At 46.2% G+C, this 16,212-nt stretch carries 14 protein-coding genes; 6 read left to right on the top strand and 8 right to left on the bottom strand.

Translation table 11 applies throughout. The features are described 5' to 3' along the window. Nucleotides 1–375 precede the first annotated feature (375 nt). Nucleotides 376–1,155, bottom strand: coding sequence for a photosystem II S4 domain protein (locus QUB13_RS18090; protein ID WP_333383073.1), 780 nt, complete (start codon nucleotides 1,153–1,155; stop codon nucleotides 376–378). Nucleotides 1,156–1,326: 171 nt separating this feature from the next. Here QUB13_RS18090 and QUB13_RS18085 point away from each other — a divergent pair, with 171 nt between their 5' ends. Together QUB13_RS18085 and QUB13_RS18080 are read left to right on the top strand one after the other, a co-directional pair. Continuing rightward, nucleotides 1,327–2,373: a DNA-methyltransferase gene (locus QUB13_RS18085; RefSeq protein WP_333383071.1), complete on the top strand. Its 1,047-nt coding sequence runs from the start codon at nucleotides 1,327–1,329 to the stop codon at nucleotides 2,371–2,373. After that, on the top strand, nucleotides 2,370–3,098 hold the full coding sequence (locus QUB13_RS18080) for a PaeR7I family type II restriction endonuclease (RefSeq protein WP_333383069.1): 729 nt from the start codon (nucleotides 2,370–2,372) through the stop codon (nucleotides 3,096–3,098). Before QUB13_RS18085 ends, QUB13_RS18080 begins: the two co-directional genes overlap by 4 nt. Nucleotides 3,099–3,357: 259 nt before the next feature. On the opposite strand, the gene QUB13_RS18075 is transcribed toward QUB13_RS18080, so the two are convergent. The 4 genes from QUB13_RS18075 to QUB13_RS18060 all read right to left on the bottom strand — a co-directional run bounded on the left by QUB13_RS18075 (nucleotide 3,358) and on the right by QUB13_RS18060 (nucleotide 9,141). Then, nucleotides 3,358–4,353 carry an SWIM zinc finger family protein gene (locus tag QUB13_RS18075; RefSeq protein WP_333383067.1) on the bottom strand — a complete coding sequence of 332 codons (996 nt, stop codon included), beginning with the start codon at nucleotides 4,351–4,353 and terminating at the stop codon, nucleotides 3,358–3,360. 28 nt (nucleotides 4,354–4,381) lie between these two features. After that, on the bottom strand, nucleotides 4,382–7,645 hold the full coding sequence (locus QUB13_RS18070) for a DEAD/DEAH box helicase (protein WP_333383065.1): 3,264 nt from the start codon (nucleotides 7,643–7,645) through the stop codon (nucleotides 4,382–4,384). A gap of 209 nt (nucleotides 7,646–7,854) precedes the next feature. Further along, nucleotides 7,855–8,445, bottom strand: a complete 591-nt coding sequence (locus QUB13_RS18065; RefSeq protein WP_333383063.1) for a Uma2 family endonuclease — start codon at nucleotides 8,443–8,445, stop codon at nucleotides 7,855–7,857. Nucleotides 8,446–8,631: 186 nt separating this feature from the next. Continuing rightward, nucleotides 8,632–9,141, bottom strand: a complete 510-nt coding sequence (locus tag QUB13_RS18060; RefSeq protein WP_333383061.1) for a hypothetical protein — start codon at nucleotides 9,139–9,141, stop codon at nucleotides 8,632–8,634. Between the two features lie 288 nt (nucleotides 9,142–9,429). On the opposite strand from QUB13_RS18060, the gene serA reads away from it, so the two are divergent. The 3 genes from serA (at nucleotide 9,430) to QUB13_RS18045 (ending at nucleotide 13,670) form a co-directional block, all read left to right on the top strand. Continuing rightward, nucleotides 9,430–11,013 carry a phosphoglycerate dehydrogenase gene (gene serA / locus QUB13_RS18055; protein WP_333383059.1) on the top strand — a complete coding sequence of 528 codons (1,584 nt, stop codon included), beginning with the start codon at nucleotides 9,430–9,432 and terminating at the stop codon, nucleotides 11,011–11,013. Between the two features lie 586 nt (nucleotides 11,014–11,599). Beyond that, the gene (gene prmA / locus QUB13_RS18050; protein ID WP_333383057.1) at nucleotides 11,600–12,490 is read left to right on the top strand and encodes a 50S ribosomal protein L11 methyltransferase; all 891 of its coding nucleotides are present in this window, start codon (nucleotides 11,600–11,602) and stop codon (nucleotides 12,488–12,490) included. Between the two features lie 370 nt (nucleotides 12,491–12,860). Next, nucleotides 12,861–13,670, top strand: a complete 810-nt coding sequence (locus QUB13_RS18045) for a pentapeptide repeat-containing protein (protein WP_333383055.1) — start codon at nucleotides 12,861–12,863, stop codon at nucleotides 13,668–13,670. A gap of 216 nt (nucleotides 13,671–13,886) precedes the next feature. On the opposite strand, the gene QUB13_RS18040 is transcribed toward QUB13_RS18045, so the two are convergent. Both QUB13_RS18040 and trxA read right to left on the bottom strand, forming a co-directional pair. After that, complete coding sequence (locus tag QUB13_RS18040; protein ID WP_333383053.1) at nucleotides 13,887–14,471, bottom strand: hypothetical protein; 585 nt, start codon at nucleotides 14,469–14,471, stop codon at nucleotides 13,887–13,889. An 87-nt stretch (nucleotides 14,472–14,558) separates the two neighbouring features. After that, nucleotides 14,559–14,876, bottom strand: a complete 318-nt coding sequence (gene trxA / locus QUB13_RS18035; RefSeq protein ID WP_333383051.1) for a thioredoxin — start codon at nucleotides 14,874–14,876, stop codon at nucleotides 14,559–14,561. A 73-nt stretch (nucleotides 14,877–14,949) separates the two neighbouring features. Here trxA and fabG point away from each other — a divergent pair, with 73 nt between their 5' ends. Next, nucleotides 14,950–15,714, top strand: a complete 765-nt coding sequence (gene fabG / locus QUB13_RS18030) for a 3-oxoacyl-[acyl-carrier-protein] reductase (protein ID WP_333383049.1) — start codon at nucleotides 14,950–14,952, stop codon at nucleotides 15,712–15,714. 71 nt (nucleotides 15,715–15,785) lie between these two features. Here the strand turns inward: fabG and QUB13_RS18025 are convergent, their stop codons facing one another. Next, nucleotides 15,786–16,202 (bottom strand): hypothetical protein, encoded by a 417-nt coding sequence (locus QUB13_RS18025; protein WP_333383047.1) that lies wholly within the window; start codon nucleotides 16,200–16,202, stop codon nucleotides 15,786–15,788. Nucleotides 16,203–16,212 lie beyond the last annotated feature (10 nt).

Raw genomic sequence — 16,212 nt, 5'->3', positions numbered from 1 at the left:
TTGCCACGCTTGGGTAGATCAACAAAATTTTTACGCGCAATTTGAGCTTTAACTCTCTAATTTTTTTTGGCATCAATTTTGTCTACAGCTCTACTCTATTTTATAACTTTTTTTCGACTTCTTCAAATACGATCGCACTTCTATCCTCACTTCTTCCCCACCTTGTCTCATTGCTTGCAAAAAGGCTGTTGAAGCGCGATCGCCCTTTCGTCAATTTTCAACCAACACAAAACCACGCGCACTTCATTCTCACCCTAAATCTCGTAAAAAACCCGGTTTCTTCCAACTCAACGAAGTGGCCAGAAACCGGTTTTTTCCGCAATACTTGGCTATCGTCCTCAATCTTGTAAAAAAACCGGTTTCTCGATTCGTCAATTACAAATATCGAGTTAACTGCACTCGATAGCGTTCTTTTTTTGTTACCATAACTTCCCCAATTTCCAATCTTCCCTTACCGCTAACGGCGATTAAATCTCCAGATTTAACGTGATAACTAGATTGGGTGATATCTTTCCAATTAACTCGCACGTCGCCTCTGTCAATAAATTCAACCATTTTGCTGCGAGACATTGCGAATCCAGCCGAGGCGACAGCATCCAATCTCATTGATGCTTCAACGGTTGTCATTTCTTTCTTTTTCGGTTCTCTAATTTTGAGTTCGCTCAATTCAATGCGCCGAGTTTTCACCGGAACCGATCGCACTTGCTGCAAACTCATCTCCAAATACTCTACCATTTCGGGCATGACAATCGCTTGCGCGCCGCGTTCGCCCAACACAATGATATCGCCCGTTTTCTCGCGGACAATTCCCGTACCCAACATCGCCCCCAAAAAGTCGCGGTGAGAAGCTGTGTCGAACAAGAAATTGCCAGCTATTTCTACCGCAGCAATGCTGACACTCGCAGAGTCGATCGGGATATCCGATCGCGCGATCGCAATTCTTTGTCTTTCAGCTTGCGGGTAGCCGCCCCAAGCCACTAATTCCACATCAGTTAAGCGCTTAAATACCGTCATAGTGTCCGCCAACTCCGGCGGCGACAGAAAATCAGTCAGAGTAACTTCCCAAGTTTTAATTGCTTGTTCCGCTTGGTCGATCGCCCGCGCCACACATTCACGATTTTCGATACCTTTTAACAGTTCTTCTCTTTGTAACATCAGTCAATTTTAGATTATAATTTGAAATTTGCAAACCTTGCTGTCACTAAAAAGTCTACTTTTTAAACAGTCGCACTACTTTAATTATAGTCTAAAATCGTCAAATCAGGATATGATGAATTTTGTTGCTGGTAAAGCTGATTTGATTAACACGATCGTTGTACCAAATGTATGAAGTCTTCGAGTTTAAGCAAGGTCAATATTTCAACGCAGTTTCTGTCTCAGCAAACAGCCGAACCTTTGAAACAAGCGCTACAGGATCAAAGCCTTATACCCGAGGAAGCAGCGGCATTACTAGCAGCGGGCGAACAGCGCGCCATTCCTGCCATCAGCAAAAATACGGCGTTGATCCAAGAGATTCAGCATCGGGTACAAAGCTTGCCATCTGTTCATTCCCTGGTACAGGGCGATAGCCGAAACTTGGCACATATTCCCGATGAAAGCGTACATCTTGTAGTCACATCGCCGCCGTACTGGAATTTAAAAGAGTATCTCAAAAATCTCAACCAGCTTGGGGAAATAGCAGACTACGAACAGTTTTTGCAAGAGCTCGATCGAGTATGGCAGCAAGTATGGCGCGTTTTAGTCCCCGGCGGACGGCTGGTGATTGTTGTGGGCGACGTCTGTGTGGCGCGCCGGCGGTTTGGCAGACACATGGTATTTCCCCTGCACGCCAGCATTCAGGAACACTGCCGCCATTTAGGATTTGATAACCTCGCACCGATTATCTGGTACAAAATCGCCAACGCTTCCCTAGAAGCAACCGGAAACGGCACCAGTTTTCTCGGCAAACCCTACGAGCCCGGAGGTGTCATCAAAAACGACATAGAGTTTATCCTGATGCAGCGCAAACCGGGCGGCTACCGCAGTCCCACCCTCACAGCACGAGTATTGTCCGTGATACCGGAAACTCTGCACCGACAGTGGTTTCAACAAATTTGGCAAGACATCAAAGGCGCTTCCACCAAGCAACACCCCGCCCCGTATCCTTTGGAACTAGCAGAAAGGCTGGTGCGGATGTTTTCCTTTGCCGGGGACACGGTACTTGACCCATTTATGGGGACGGGGACAACCTGCATCGCTGCGGCCAATTGGGGACGCAACAGTATCGGCGTAGATGTTGAGCCAAATTACCATCAAATGGCGCTGAAACGGATGCAAGAAACTTATGGTTTGCGCGTAGTTTATGAGGGATTGATGGCGGAGGTTATCAAATGACGGGACTGTCGCCCATCCCCGATGATGTATTCCGGGAAGCGGTGCAGGGTTTTTGGGATACCCGCATCGCTCAAGCACAAACCCAGGCGCTAGCAGGAAAAGTCGATCGAGGCAATCGCAGTGCGGTGACAGGCGGAAAGCAAATGGACGGTTTCATCCTCACCCTGACCAATTTCCTGCTGGCTGCGGGTGTTCCCCAAAATCACATCCACGTTAAAAAAAGCCTAACTGTCATACCGGGCTTTTTTCGGCCGACGAAGATGTATGATTTTCTGGTTGTAGACCCACAAAAGCGGCAACTCAAGGTAGTCATCGAGTTAAAAAGTCAGGTTGGCAGCTTTGGCAACAATTTCAACAACCGCACAGAAGAAGCGATGGGGGCTGCTCTCGACATCTGGACAGCTTACCGGGAAGGGATGTTTGGCGAAGCACCTCCGCCACCCTGGTTAGGATATCTGTTTGTTTTAGAAGACAGTCTGGCTTCGCGCGCGCCGGTGCAGGTTGCCGAACCGCATTTCGCGGTTTTGCCGGAGTTTAGAGGGGCAAGCTATGCTAAACGTTACGAACTTTTTTGTCAGAAGATGGTACGGGAAAGGCATTTTACTGCTGCTTGTTTTTTACTGACTAACCGCGAACAGTCTGCACAACATCCCAATTATACCGAGTCATGTTCAGACTTGTCTGCTGCCAATTTTTTGCACCAGCTTATCCGGCACGCGCTCTAAATTAGGTAACAGATTTTGGCGTTGCTGAACTAGAGTATGAATGTACATTTTTTAGTTTTTGCCGAAGACAGATTTTTTGCGCCTTTGAGTCTTTGTGTAGAAGTTAATTCATATTATTTCCGGTCGATTACCTTAACAAAAATGGTTTGTAGTACGGACTTCAGTCCGCATTTTAAGAGCGGACTGAAGTCCGCACTACGAACCTTGCTGATTGCGCTACCGGACATCATATTAATCAGCAATCGCGCATTGTCAAATTTTACAGTTTATTCTTCGTCTTCACCCGCATATATAGCTCTTCCATCGCCTCAATAAACGAACCATCCTTCTGCCAAAAAGCCGGAAAATCTCCCTGTTTCTTCACCACGATCGCACTTACGCCACTTTGCACCCCCACCTCAATCGTCTGCGGTAATCGCTTCGCACCGTGCCAAAACTCCTTCAGGCTGATTGTTTGCGCTTCATTCGCGATCGCCCGCGTGTAATAGGAATTCACCGCCACAGGGGCCGCTGCATCCGCCGTCAACTCAGCAGAAAGCGCCATTCCCAAAGGCGTTTTTGCCAATTCGCGGTGCAGCACTTCCTTAGAAAGTCCCCGTAATTCAAACAGTAAAAACGGATCTTTGTCCAATTCGGCCGCCACCAAATAATAAACTCCCGCAATATGTTTGCAGGGATTGCTATAGTCTGGACAAGAGCAAGTCGTTGTAAAGTCCTCGCGGCTGCTGGGTAAAAGGTGCAATCCAAAGGGTGAAAAAGCCTTTTCAATATTGTCTGGCATTTCGTTGAGCAACAGCCGGGAAATGAAACTGGCTTTCGATGCCATTTGGGCGATCGCCACTTTCCACTTTGCCTGACTAATCGGCTCAAACTCAATTTTAGTTTTGTAAAGCGGCTCCTTATAAACCCCAAAATAAGGATTAACCGATCCTCTCACCTCTGCCATCACTAACCCATCATTCATTTTAAAGCTTTTTACCTTACCATTCCGGGCATAGGCACGTCCCCGCCCCAGTCGTCCAGAATCGGTAAACTTTTCCAGCGCGCTGATAAATTCATTCCCCCACCAAGTCCGAGTAAATTGTGACATAAGCTGTTCTGCATTTAAATTGTATATTTCGATGAATCTCAAAAATCCTCTCCCCCTCTCCCACTCTCCCCCCACTCCCAATCTCCCCCTCTCCCAATCTCCCCCTCTCCCACCCAATTTCCCAATCTCCCAATCTCCCCCTCTCCCCCTCTCCCCCTCTCCCAATCTCCCCCTCTCCCAATCTCCCCCTCTCCTAATCTAGAACCGCATTTTTATTGAGCCTAATTAATTTCTTAAATGCCTCATTATCCAACTCAGTTAACCACGATTCATCAGCACCAATAATTGAACCTGCCAATTTCTTTTTGTCCTCAATCATTTGGTCAATCTTTTCTTCCAAAGTGCCAATTGCCACAAACTTATGCACAAATACATTTTTTTCCTGCCCGATCCGAAACGCCCGATCCGTCGCCTGATCTTCCACCGCCGGATTCCACCAGCGATCGAAATGGAACACATGATTAGCTTTTGTCAGCGTAATTCCCACACCGCCCGCCTTCAGTGACAAAATAAATACCGAAGGCTCTGATTCTGGATCTTGAAACTCTGAAATCATCCGTTCCCGTTTTTCGCGACTCGTTCCCCCGTGGATGTAATAAGTGTTATAATGTAAAGTGTGTTTGATGTATTTTTCCAACGCATTTCCCAATTCTGTAAACTGCGTAAATACCAATAAACTTTCGCCTTCAGCTTTCACTTCTTCAATCATTTCGATCAGCCGTTCCAATTTGTGCGATCGCTCCGGTGTAAACTCACTTTCATCCTGCAAAAACTGGCGCGGATGGTTACAAATTTGCTTTAGCTTCAGCAGCGTCGCCAAAATCATCCCCTTGCGCTTCATCCCGTCAGCCGCGTCAATTTCTTGCTCTACCTCTTTCACAATGGCTTCATACAAGGAAGCTTGCTCGCGGGTGAGATTGCAGTAGAGTTTTTGCTCCACTTTGTCGGGGAGATCCTGAATAATTGACTTATCGGTTTTCAGACGGCGCAGGATAAAAGGTTCTACTAATTTTTTCAGCGCTGCTGATTGCGTGCGACTCCCATGTTTTTGAATCGGTAACTCAAACAACTTCCGAAACTGCGCCTCTTTTCCCAAATATCCGGGATTGAGGAAATTAAAAATTGACCATAAATCCAACAAGCGATTTTCTACAGGTGTTCCAGTCAGCGCCAACCGATGGGTAGCCGGCAACTTTAAAATCGCCTTTGTTTGTGCCGCCTTCGGATTTTTAATATTCTGCGCTTCATCAATTACCAAGCGATGCCACTCTACACTGCTCAACAGCTTCTCATCTTTGCGCGCCAAAGTAAACGAAGTAATCAACATATCGCAATCTTGGACGGCGGCTTTAAATGCTTTGATATCTTGCAAGCGCCCAGGGCCGTGGTGAATCAGCGATCGCAATTCTGGAGCAAACTTTTCCATTTCCTTTTGCCAATTGCCAACTACGGAAGTGGGCGCAATTAGCAGCGTGGGTAAAACCGCAATTTCTGTCTTTTGAGTAGTAGATAAAACTTCCCGTTCTTGCAATAATCGAGCAATTACCTGCGCCGATTTACCCAAACCCATATCGTCGGCAAGACAGCCATTTAATCCCAAACTTTCCAAATAACTCAACCAAGAAACACCGCGCTTTTGATAATCCCTTAACTTACCCTGAAACCGTACTGGATCTGCAATTAACTCTAGCCGACTCTTATCGTGCAGCTTCTCCAACATATCCGATAAAGCCCGATCGCGCTCCACCTCCAACTCTTCACTAGCTTCTCCTTGGGCTGTCAACTTCATAAAGTCAATCAGGCTGACATCGGGATTCTCTTCGCGATGTTTTTTCCAAAACTCCAGCATCTCCTGCATTTTATCTTTGTCCAGTTCCATCCATTGTCCTCGGAACTGCACCAGCGGCGTTTTACTATTAACTAACGCCTCCCATTCTTGTTCGCTAACCCGTTCGCCTCCGATCGCCAATTCATACTGATATTCCACCAAGGAATCCGCTGAAAACAATCCCTTACCCTTGATTGCAGCGCTCTTGCTACCCTTCCCTTTGACTTGCAGGCGAATCTTCGCCCGTTGTCGTCCCTTCGGCGTCCACCAAGCGGGGACAATCACTTTGTATCCGGCATCTTCTAGTACCCAAGCGGACTCGCTGAGGAAGGTAAAGGCATCATCTAAGCTGAGGGAAATGTTAGCAGGTTTGTCGGTTTCTAGCCCTTGCCAAAGCTGGGGATAAATGCGCGCCGCGTAGCCGAGATTTGTCAGCAAATGTTGCTCGAAGTTGTCGCCGAATTGTGTTTGCAACTGTTTTTGTTGAGTCGATCGCGATCGCCAATAATCCTGCAACGGCATCCGCAGAGATGGGTCTTTTTTCGCAGCCACCTGAAACTCTAAAATCCAAGGCTGTTCGGGGTTTTCGGGGGATTGTAGTTGAAAGCAAAGGGAGAATGAGTCAGCAGATTGATTGCGCGTAATGCGATCGCGCCAGGTTTGCCATTGCTGATATCGATCTAGGCTGACTCCCGCGATTTTTCGTGTTTGGTTGAGACAAATTTGGAGTAAAGAGTCCGAAATTTTATTCTCAAACGATGCTGGGATTGGTGTTTGAGTAACAATTTCCGCGATCGCACATTCTGAAAAATGCCGCAGCAACATTTCGCGATCGTAGAACTTTGGCGTCATATCTGCTAGTTTGAGCTTGTTAAAACCCGACGCACAAACTAAAGGCATCCATTCAACATAGCGTTGTAAATCCGTTTCGTATTGCGCTGAAACAATTTCCCATCCCGGATAAATCTCAAAGCTTGGTGCAGTCTTGGCAGTGGTTTTAGTAGTTTTTGCAGTTTTTGCAGTTGTTTTTGTTTCACCGGCTTTCTTGCGCCCGCGCGTGGCTTTTGCAGCGGGTTCTGATGTTTCGATGGGTGCGATCGGATCAGTTTCTCGATAGCGCAACGCCGGAATATAAAGATCCTTGAGAATAATTTGTTTCAAAAATTGCGTGTAGTGATGCCAGAATAGTAAGTCAGAACCGAACTGAACTTCTGCCAAATCGTAGAGGGCCAGAAAATGCAAATCGTTCAATACTTTGGTGAGGCTGTGGGTGGCAATTGGCAGACAATCGACTTCCCAATATTCTAATTCAAATGTTTCGGGTAACTCTGTCTCTAAATATCGCGCTAACTCTAAAGATGGTAACGGCTGGTTGTCGGCGGCGGGTAGTAAAAAGTACCGAGGGGCGATCGCTTCTAGCCCCCTCGAACTTGTATTTCCGAAGGCTGATAGTTGAATCCCGGCTTCTTTCGTTAGAAACTCTGTTAACTTTGCCGTTTCCAATTGGCGGGGATGAACTTTACCACGCTGCTTTTTCTGTTCAGTAGTTTCAACCCAAATATAAAATTTTCCACCTTGAACAAAACTTTCTTCTGTTTGAGGAATCCAAGTGCCGTGGAGGATTTTCATAGGTCATACCAAATGCAACCTTTGGCAGCCTATCATATCATCAATTAGCGGGAAAAGATAAGAGGGCGGTTGAAACCGCTGCTATACAAACGATGTCCGCCTCTGCGGACTAAAGAGAATAACGTAATTTTACCGCGCTATCTTGAACCGGCGTCGGCAGGTTTTGCTTGTGTAGACGCGGTTTCAACCGCGCCCGTCTTCTTACAAATTTAGAAAATATCAGTTAAATCCAGCACAAAACCGGGCAGTACATTTTCACCTGAGAGAGTTTGAGGCGCATCTAAAATTTCTACTTCTCTATCTTGACGGGAGATTTCTACTTGTCGATTTTTGCGATCGAGCAACCATCCCAAACGAGCTCCATTTTTCACGTACACTTTCATTTTAGCCCGCAATTTTTCTAGCGCATCGGTGGCCGATCGCAATTCCACCACAAAATCGGGACAAATTGGTGCAAATTTCTCTTTTTGTTCCGCAGTTAAAGCATCCCACCTGTCGCGCCGAATCCAAGCAGCATCGGGAGAAATATCTGAACCGTCGGGCAGTTTAAATCCAGTAGAAGAATCAAAAACTACTCCCAAATGCTTATTTTGACGGCTCCAAGATTGAAGTTGAAAGTTTAGGTCTGAATTCCGTCTGCCTGTCTCGCTACCTGTAGGTGGCATAATAATTAATTCTCCCGTTGCAGTGCGCTCAAATCTTAAATCCCGGTTGTCTATACACAACTGGAAAAACTGCTTGTCAGTTAATTCGAGCGTTAATTCTAGGGGAGAATGTAGGGCAATAGTTGGTAATTCCATAGCTGTAACTGTCTCCAAATATTACATGAGTAGAATGCCCACAACCAACTGCCAACAACCAACAACAAACTAAAAGAGCGGGCACTCTTGGCACCGCCCTACCAACAACCAACTGCCAACAACCAACTGCCAACTGCCAACAACAAACTGCCAACTGCCAACTGCCAACTGCCAACTGTCAACTAACTAAGTCTCTGCTGTATAACCTTGCATATTTTCCGGTTCAAACGATCGCAAAATATTAGCTGCTTTGTCGGTTAAAACGTCAGTACCCTTAACAGCAATCAAAAATTTGCCCGCATTCAAACGGTTGCGGTAGGGTAAAGCATCGCCGCTACCAAAGGCCATTCCTCCGGCACCGCCGACAAATACGCTGCCCATCCCGCCGCCGATCGCACCTAGCAGTCCACCGATGAGGTGATCGCCAATTACGCCCGCCCAAGCAAAAGTCTTCAACTCAGTCATCAAGCTGAAAGTAACGCCGGCAATAAAGCCAAACGGTATCAGCCAAATAGCCATGAGTTTCGCTTGTTTATTTGCTTGCTGGTTGGGATCTATCAAGCCGAATTCATCGGCAGTTTTGTAGCCGCGGCCCAAAATACTTACTTGCTTCATCGGTAAGCCTTCTTTTTCGAGGGCGCAGTAGGCCGCTTCGGCTTGCATTCGATCGGGCAGTACGGCGATAAGATAATTCATTGACAATAATTCCTGATAGTTAGGTTCGGATACCCGGAATTTATTATAGCCTGAAAAGACTTGCTAGCTAAGGAATTGGGCGTTTTATAGAGGTCGGCCCAGGACGATCGCCCCCAAAGCTAAAATATTTCCCGCAAAAATGACCGACCATGACCGAATACAGATACAATTCAAACTGCACAAAGGCAAGCTTGAGCTGAGCTGTTAGATACGGCTCTAAGTCATAAGTCTCAACTTTGAGCTCGCCAACGCTCGGCCTATTTTTACTATTGCACTCCACTGCTTGCTATGCCTAAAGTTCTAGTATCCGATCCGATCGACCAAGCCGGAATTGACATCCTCTCCCAAGTCGCGCAAGTTGACGTAAACACAGGACTTTCAGCCGCCGAACTGGTTAAAATTATTCCAGATTACGACGCTTTAATGATCCGTTCTGGCACCCAAGTTACCAAAGAAATCATTGAAGCCGGAAATCTACTCAAAATCATCGGTAGAGCCGGAGTCGGCGTAGATAATGTCGATGTACCCGCCGCTACCCGCAAAGGAATTGTAGTCGTCAACTCCCCCGAAGGCAACACGATCGCCGCTGCCGAACACGCGATCGCCATGATGCTCTCGATGTCCCGCCACATCCCGGAAGCCAACGCCTCCGTCAAAAGCGGTAAATGGGAACGCAACCGCTTTATCGGCGTAGAAGTCTACAAAAAAACCCTCGGTATCGTCGGTTTGGGGAAAATTGGTTCCCACCTAGCCGCCGCAGCTAAAGCAATGGGCATGAAACTGCTGGCCTACGATCCTTTCATTTCCACCGAAAGAGCCGATCAGTTGGGCTGCCGCTTGGTGGAACTCGAATTGCTGATGCGCGAATCTGACTACATCACCCTGCACATCCCCAAAACGCCGGAAACCCTGCACTTAATTAACGCTGAAGTGCTGTCGAAAATGAAGCCCACGGCCAGGATAATTAACTGCGCTAGAGGTGGCATCATCGACGAAGTAGCCCTCGCAGAAGCTATAAAATCAGGCCAGATAGCCGGCGCAGCGATCGACGTTTACGAACACGAACCCCTCGAAGCCGATTCCCCGCTGCGGAGTGTCGGCCAAAACATCGTGCTGACACCTCACTTGGGAGCTTCCACGGCGGAAGCTCAGGTGAATGTGGCGATCGATGTTGCCGAACAAATCCGCGACGTGCTGTTGGGATTGCCCGCGCGATCGGCTGTTAACATCCCAGGAATTTACCCAGACTCGATCGAAAAACTCAAACCCTACCTGCAACTAGCCGAAACCCTAGGCAACCTCGTCAGCCAGCTAGCCGGAGGCCGAGTCGATTACCTCAACGTTCAACTCCAAGGCGAACTCGCCAACAACCAAAGCCAGCCCGTAGTCGTCGCCTCCCTCAAAGGCCTGCTCTCCCAAGCCCTGCGAGAGCGCGTTAACTACGTCAACGCCAGCATTGAAGCCAAAGAACGCGGAATTCGCGTCGTCGAAACCAGAGACGCCTCAATTCGCGACTACACTGGCTCTCTGCGCCTCTCGGCCAAGGGAACTCTGGGCGAACACACAGTCACGGGTGCAGTCCTCGGCGAAAGCGAAATTCGGATTACCAGCGTTGACGATTTCCCAGTCAACGTTTCCCCGACTAACCATATGCTGTTTACCCTGCACCGCGATATGCCGGGGATTATTGGCAAAATTGGTTCCCAATTGGGCAGTTTTAATGTCAATATTGCCAGTATGCAAGTGGGCCGTAAAATCGTGCGAGGCGATGCGGTGATGGTTTTGAGCCTTGATGACCCTCTACCAGAGGGCATATTGGCCGAGATTCTCAAAGTTCCGGGAATTCGGGATGCTTACACGGTGAATCTTTAAAGAATTTTAGATTAAGGATTTTAAATCTCAAGTCTAAAATCCTTAATCTAAAATCGTTACAGGGTAAATCTTTAAAGGATTAAGGATTTTAAATCTCAAGTCTAAAATCTAAAATCGTTACAGGGTAAATCTTTAAAGGGTTAAGGATTTTAAATCTAAAATCTCAAACTTGTTCGCTTGCGAAGTTTAAAATCTCAAATCCTTAATTTCAAATCGTTAAACGGTAAATCTTTGAAGGATTAAGGATTTTAGTGACTGCCAATCTAAAAGCTAAAACTTGTTCGTTCGCAAAGTCGAAGAATCCTTGATCTAAAATCATTGCACGGTAAATCTTTGAAGGATTAAGGATTTTAGAAGCTGCCAATCTAAAATATAAAATCGTTGCACGGTAAATCTTTGAAGGATTAAGGATTTTAGATTTTGGATACAAGGACTGATAATTGGTAATGAGTAATTAGTCATTGGTAAAAAAGCCAGAAAGCTGAATTGTTTCTATTAGTCAATCCTGATTCTTCACTACCCAGTTCCCAGTTGCCAATTCCTGACGGGCCAATCTAAAATCTAAAATCTAAAATCTAAAATTGTTATGGCACATAGCTGGTGGGAAATTAGAATTATTTGCGATCCGGCGCTGGAAGATATCATCTTTTGGCGTTTGGAACAATTTAAGTGTCGGGGAACAGCCACTCAGATCAAAAGCAATTCCTGCCTGATGTCGGCTTATTTGCCCGAAGAACAAGCCCGATTGCTGGATTTGGCTGCCCTGTCTCTGTGGCTGCGACAAGATGCTCTGTGTGTAGGTTTGCCCCTACCTGCGATGCAGTGGAATTTGATTGAAGAGGAGGATTGGGGCAGCACTTGGAAGCAGCACTGGCAGCCTCAAGAAGTGGGCGATCGCTTTTTAATTAATCCCGCTTGGCTGCCGGCGCCGACTGATACCGATCGCGTCATTTTGCGTTTAGATCCCGGTGTGGCTTTCGGTACGGGTGCTCACGCTACGACTCAGCTTTGTCTGGAATCTCTGGAAATGCGTCTCGGTTTTGATGACAAAGAGTGCATAGTTGCGGATATTGGCTGCGGATCGGGTATTTTGTCGATCGGCGCGGTGTTGTTGGGCGCTACAAAGGTTTATGCTTTGGATACAGATCCTTTGGCGGTGCGATCGACTATTAGCAACCGACAGCTCAACCGCGTTAATTCTCAACAGTTGGTTGCAGAGCTCGGCAGTATAGATCGCTTGAAAGAAATGATCGACGAGCCGATCGACGGTTTGATGTGCAACATTTTAGCAGAAGTAATCATAGATTTAATCCCGCAGTTCACCGCGATTAGCAAACCGAGTACATGGGCCGTGCTCAGTGGCATTTTGCTCGACCAAGCTAAGCCAATTGCCGATACTCTCGAACAGCACGGCTGGATTGTGGCTACTCTGTGGAAGCGCCAAGATTGGTGTTGTTTTAATATTCGGCGCAGTTAGCGATCGGAGATCAATGCTAATTTGAGCCATGCTAATCTGAGAAATGCTAAATAGATTAATACTCATATATTGGACTATTCTCAAAAACCTGTAGGGGCAGGGCATCGCGTAGTCGAAGGGTTCACCAATAGCTTTCTCATGATACCAAAAAACTCAAAAAACCCGTCTCCATCCTCGCGAAAGTCCTGAAAATTGAGAATGGTGCAATATCTCAATACTGCCTTAAAATATAACAAGTCACAATTTAGCATCACAACTAAAGACTTATGGACTCAAAATTGTTATATGAGCGGTATAGGACTGGCGATCGCGATTTCAGAGGTATCGATCTGAGCAACACCTGTACGACTTTTGGCTGATTGATGTTAATTTGAGCGGTGCTAATTTGGAAGGCGCTAGTTTGGGCGGTACTTATTTAATTAATTCTAACTTGAGCCATACGAATTTAGAAAAAGCATGGCTGGATTCAGCCCTACTGATTGGGGCAAACTTGAGTAATGCCAATCTCAGGAATGCTAAGTTGCTTAATGTTGACTTGAGGACTGCCGATTTGAGGGGCGTCGATTTGACGGGTGCCGATTTAAGCGATGCGGTGCTGATTGAGACTAACTTAACTGATGCTAACCTGACCGATATTAAAACAACAGAGCGGACTATTTTCCATCAAGTGACTATGCCTGACGGCGGGATTCAAAACGATTTAAACAGAGCGTTGTCTGCTGAAGAATTGCTCCGGCGCTATAGCGAGGGCGAGCGGAATTTTCAGGATAAAATATTGCATCGTGTAGATTTGACCGGTGCTAACTTGCGTTATATTGACCTGAGTCGTTCTTGCTTAAGCTATGTCAACTTTAGCGGTGCTTGTTTAGAAAATAATTTTGGTTTTGGAAGAGAAGTTATATTTTGCGATTTGAGAAATGCTCGATTGAGTCAGCCTGAAGATTATCGTGGTGTCAGTTTTATTTATTGCGATTTGAGAGACTCTAATTTATCAGGAGTTGACATGAGTTATTCTCTCTTCATAAGAAGCAACTTCCTGGGAGCTAAAAATTGTCTTTCTGGTGGTATTCAAGGAGACTTATTATTTTACGAGACTACTTGGAGCAATGGAGAATTTATCGCCGGTCCTATCAACGCTACTGAACACTGGCGTGGTGAGATTAGGGAGGGTGAATTTTAAATTTGAAGAAGTAGCCGCAGGGTGGGTCAGCTTCGATTGCCGTAAGTACGATCGCCCTTAATTAGGCAAAAACAATCTCGATCGTCCAGTAATATCGTTTCCAATGAAATCGGAATGATTTAACCGCAGAGAGCGCAGAGGGCACAGAGAGAGAATAGAGAGATGAATACAGGACGATGCTACCGGATTCGCTCTAAGTAAGCAATTGCAGCATAATTAAGAACTAGAAACTAAAGAACGAACGTAAAAAGACACCGCTCCAATTAAATAAAAACCATTCACCAAAATCAACAATCCTTTCCCAATATAAGAGTGAACAAAACCAAAAACGCGGAAAGTAGACAGCAGCACTAACAGCATTTCCACCAGAGAAACAATAGACCCGTAGTGCTTCCTATCCCAATACGAAAACGGACTGATAAAACGGTAATTGCTGAACGGAAAAAAGTGTCGGTGAGCGTCGTCATTGTGGACTGGCAAATCTCCCAGAGAGTGCAGGATGATGCTGAGAAACAGAATTTGCACGCTTTGCCAGCCGAAGTAATAAGCAATTACCCAGCCAATAACCGCCAGAGGAATTGAATGAAACAGCGCCACAATATTCTGGACAAAAGGTTCATAATATGCAGTTGACCAAATTGTAGCTTCCGGCAAACGAGCAATGTATTTCGCCCAAAAGTAAAATAAAAATATCGGAATGTCGGGTAAGATTCCGCCCGTAACGATGAGCAAATTCAACTCAGAATGCTGGGCTCTACCGAGAATGGCGAGATTGATAATCGCGTGGCTGGGAGTTTTCATGAGTAAGGTGCGTCAACTAGGATTATCTTATTCATAATTAATCAGATATTAGTTGACGCACCCTACGTGTGAGATAATTGGCTGATGTTACAAGTGAGGTTGCAGTCGATCGAGCAACTGCGCCGCTTGCATCACTCCCTCAATGCGATCGACCTCAGCGCCATTTTTGAACAGTACCAAAGTCGGCAAAGCATAAATGTGATGCTGCGACGCCAACTGTTCGTACTTATCCGTGTCAATCTTGACCACCATCAGCTTATCCTTCGTTTGACCGCTGACTTGCTCCAAAATCGGTACCATCATCTGACAAGGCCCGCACCAAGTAGCGTAAAAATCTACCAACACGGGCAAATCGGAGCCCGATAGTAACTCCTCAAAACTGCTGAACTGTTTTTGAACTGCCATAAGACAAAATAATTTTTTTGGTTCTGGCTCGATTTTAGTGCAAAATTCTCTGGTAGATTGCGAGGATACAATTATGGAATTATTGCCAGAGACATATCAGAGATTGCGGGGTCAAGTTGCACTCGTCACCGGTGCATCGCGGGGAATCGGCCGCGCCGTTGCTTTAACCCTAGCCGCAGAGGGCGCTAAAGTCGCCGTCAACTATGCCAGTTCCAGCGCTGCTGCTGATGAGGTGGTAGCAGAAATTGACGTTGCTGGCGGAGAAGCGATCGCCCTTGCAGCAGATGTCTCCAAAACTGACCAAGTGGATTCACTCATCAGTAAAGTCATGGAAAAATGGGGACGGATTGACATTTTGGTGAACAATGCAGGCATCACCCGCGATACTTTGCTGTTGCGGATGAAGCTGGAAGATTGGCAAGCTGTGATTGATTTGAATTTAACCGGCGTGTTTTTGTGCGCGAAAGCTGCGAGTAAAATCATGCTGAAACAGCGCAGCGGCCGAATTATTAATATTGCTTCGGTGGCTGGACAAATGGGCAATCCCGGACAAGCTAATTACAGTGCGGCGAAAGCTGGGGTAATCGGATTTACTAAAACTGTGGCGAAGGAGTTGGCGAGTCGCGGGATTACTGTGAATGCTGTTGCACCGGGTTTTATCACTACAGATATGACGAAGGATGTCAAGTCTGATGAGATTTTGAAATACATTCCGCTGGGGAGATACGGAGAAGTTGAGGAAGTTGCGGGGATGGTGAAGTTTTTGGCGGCGGATGCGGCGGCGGCTTATATTACGGGGCAGGTTTTTAATGTGGATGGGGGAATGGTGATGGCTTAGATTTGGTTTTTTTTAACCGCAGATGCACGCGGATGAAAGCGGATATCTGCGGTTGAATTGTGAAGTTATACTCATACTCTCACTGGCAATTGTTTGAGCAGTTCATTGACAATGATTTTAGCGATAGAACTATTTTCAGAGAGTATTTGCAAGCGTTTTAAAATATCTTGCTCCAGATAAACATTTTGTTCGGCTACACCAATCGATCTTAAAGAATCTGCTGCTGTGATGGTAAGCTCATCATCCGGTGTTTGAAGCATTTCGAGTAAAATAGGAATTACTTGTTGGGAGTCTGCATCGGAAATAATTTCGGCGCAGCGGTACTGCCACTCTTGGGGGCGATCGCGCCAACAGGATTTGAGTGAATCCCAATCAGTAGGAGTCATTTTTTGAACTAAATCAATGGCAGATATGACTGCACAATCAGACCAAAAATCCGCCGAAAATTCTTTGTTTAAATATTCGTCTAGCTGTTGAAAAATCATCACTGTTTTAACT

The organism is Microcoleus sp. B4-D4, from assembly GCF_036705185.1.
Lineage (GTDB): Bacteria > Cyanobacteriota > Cyanobacteriia > Cyanobacteriales > Microcoleaceae > Microcoleus.
The sequence above is the reverse complement of the archived record's forward strand: the minus strand, read 5'-3'. Positions and strand labels throughout refer to the sequence as shown.

Bases quoted from the DNA above. Each gene is read 5' to 3' on its own strand.
- QUB13_RS18090 (WP_333383073.1), bottom strand. From the start codon at position 1,155: ATGTTACAAAGAGAAGAACTGTTAAAAGGTATCGAAAATCGTGAATGT.
- QUB13_RS18085 (WP_333383071.1), top strand. From the start codon at position 1,327: ATGAAGTCTTCGAGTTTAAGCAAGGTCAATATTTCAACGCAGTTTCTG.
- QUB13_RS18080 (WP_333383069.1), top strand. From the start codon at position 2,370: ATGACGGGACTGTCGCCCATCCCCGATGATGTATTCCGGGAAGCGGTG.
- QUB13_RS18070 (WP_333383065.1), bottom strand. From the start codon at position 7,645: ATGAAAATCCTCCACGGCACTTGGATTCCTCAAACAGAAGAAAGTTTT.
- QUB13_RS18065 (WP_333383063.1), bottom strand. From the start codon at position 8,445: ATGGAATTACCAACTATTGCCCTACATTCTCCCCTAGAATTAACGCTC.
- QUB13_RS18060 (WP_333383061.1), bottom strand. From the start codon at position 9,141: ATGAATTATCTTATCGCCGTACTGCCCGATCGAATGCAAGCCGAAGCG.
- serA (WP_333383059.1), top strand. From the start codon at position 9,430: ATGCCTAAAGTTCTAGTATCCGATCCGATCGACCAAGCCGGAATTGAC.
- prmA (WP_333383057.1), top strand. From the start codon at position 11,600: ATGGCACATAGCTGGTGGGAAATTAGAATTATTTGCGATCCGGCGCTG.
- QUB13_RS18040 (WP_333383053.1), bottom strand. From the start codon at position 14,471: ATGAAAACTCCCAGCCACGCGATTATCAATCTCGCCATTCTCGGTAGA.
- trxA (WP_333383051.1), bottom strand. From the start codon at position 14,876: ATGGCAGTTCAAAAACAGTTCAGCAGTTTTGAGGAGTTACTATCGGGC.
- fabG (WP_333383049.1), top strand. From the start codon at position 14,950: ATGGAATTATTGCCAGAGACATATCAGAGATTGCGGGGTCAAGTTGCA.